A 1,417-nucleotide genomic window follows, 5' to 3' on the forward strand; every position below is an offset into this window, starting at 1 on the left:
ACCGTCTATCAAATCGCCAAAAGCCAGAAATTACGGGCCAAGCACATCAATCAAGGGTTCTTCGATCCCTCCACCTAGGCTGCTGATAAAAATAGTGCACCCTGGTGCTCAAAAGCCAATGAGGACGTCGTAGAGGAGCCAGACTTTGTCTCAAAGAAAGGTCCATAAGTCGTCTCTCAAGACGCGGCCCGCGGCGTATCCAGAAATCCAACGCCTGCAAGTCAACGACCCGATCTCGGATCGAGCATGTCTCTGCTGACCAGAAGTTACAGACGGGATTGTTCATCCGAATTCTCGGTATCACACGGGCCACAATGAGGATCGGACTGCAATTATAGCCTACAACATGCTCCGCTTTATCTTCCTGAAACGGATTAGTCCCCCTGCTAGCCGCACCAGAGCCGAAAATCCCCGCTCTGCTCACATCACAGAGCGGGTATCAGACCCTTCCACCTTAACCCAGCGTTTTGTTGACGCTGAGTTAGTGTCACGTCAAGCCTGTAGAGCGTGTAGGTCAGCTTCAGCGTCTGAGGCCAGATATGGCCCCGAAGCGTGAACCTGAAGCGCCATGAGAGCAATACTTCCAATCGGCCGGGACCCAAGGGGCAAGAGCGCGCTTCCGTTTGTCCAGCGGCACAGGCCGTCCTCGATATTGTTCCATCCGGACAGATTGATGTCCTGCAGATGAGATGTCAGGGTCTTCGTCGCGTGTCCCTCGAAAAGCTGGACGTCGCCGACCAGCAGGCCGAGTATACGGCGGTCATCCACAAACGGTCCGACAACATCACACGGGCGGCTTGCATTTGAAACAATCCGAACGTTTTCAACACCAGCCGGAATCATGAACATAATCCGGTCATTATTTTTACGGATCGGACGAAGCGTCGTACCGGTATCTGTGACCAAATGAAGATCGTTCTCCTGCGTCAGGGAGGGAGTATCAGTCATAAGAGAAGAATTGAGGTGAACAGCTCGTGTCTCAATCTGACGGAAGAGGGGTTCGACAAGATCACGGTCTACGGTCAAAGACGCTGCTGCATCCTCCCAGGATAGATTACGGGACGGCGTCAGGGAGAGAACCTCTCCACTTTGCCTGAACGCACTACGATTTCCAGTGTCGAGATAACTCTCAGTCAGCATACCATCTGCCATGATGACTGAATGTTCTTCAGTTTCGATATGGTAGTAATCGTAAGAGGTTATCGACGTGTCATAGAAGATCGAACGACCATTTACGAGCATACGGGCCGGAACGAATTTTCCATCAAAAAACAGGCAGTGCTCGGCTGTGATGAGCATATCCTTGAATGGGACGCCGTCGGATACTGCGTCCTTCAGAATACGGACGGGATAGCCCGCCTGATCCAGTGGAAGATATGGTCGCACCGTACAATGCGCATGCCCCGCCCACGTGACG

1 protein-coding gene is annotated in these 1,417 nt (G+C 52.6%); it reads right to left on the bottom strand.

The genetic code is table 11. From position 1 onward, the window contains the following. Positions 1-492 precede the first annotated feature (492 nt). Positions 493-1,417: Hint domain-containing protein (locus tag HK24_RS11635; RefSeq protein WP_198942128.1), on the bottom strand; the 925-nt coding region annotated here is incomplete at its 5' end.

It is taken from the genome of Gluconobacter sp. DsW_058, assembly GCF_002153615.1.
GTDB classification, from domain to species: domain Bacteria; phylum Pseudomonadota; class Alphaproteobacteria; order Acetobacterales; family Acetobacteraceae; genus Gluconobacter; species Gluconobacter cerinus.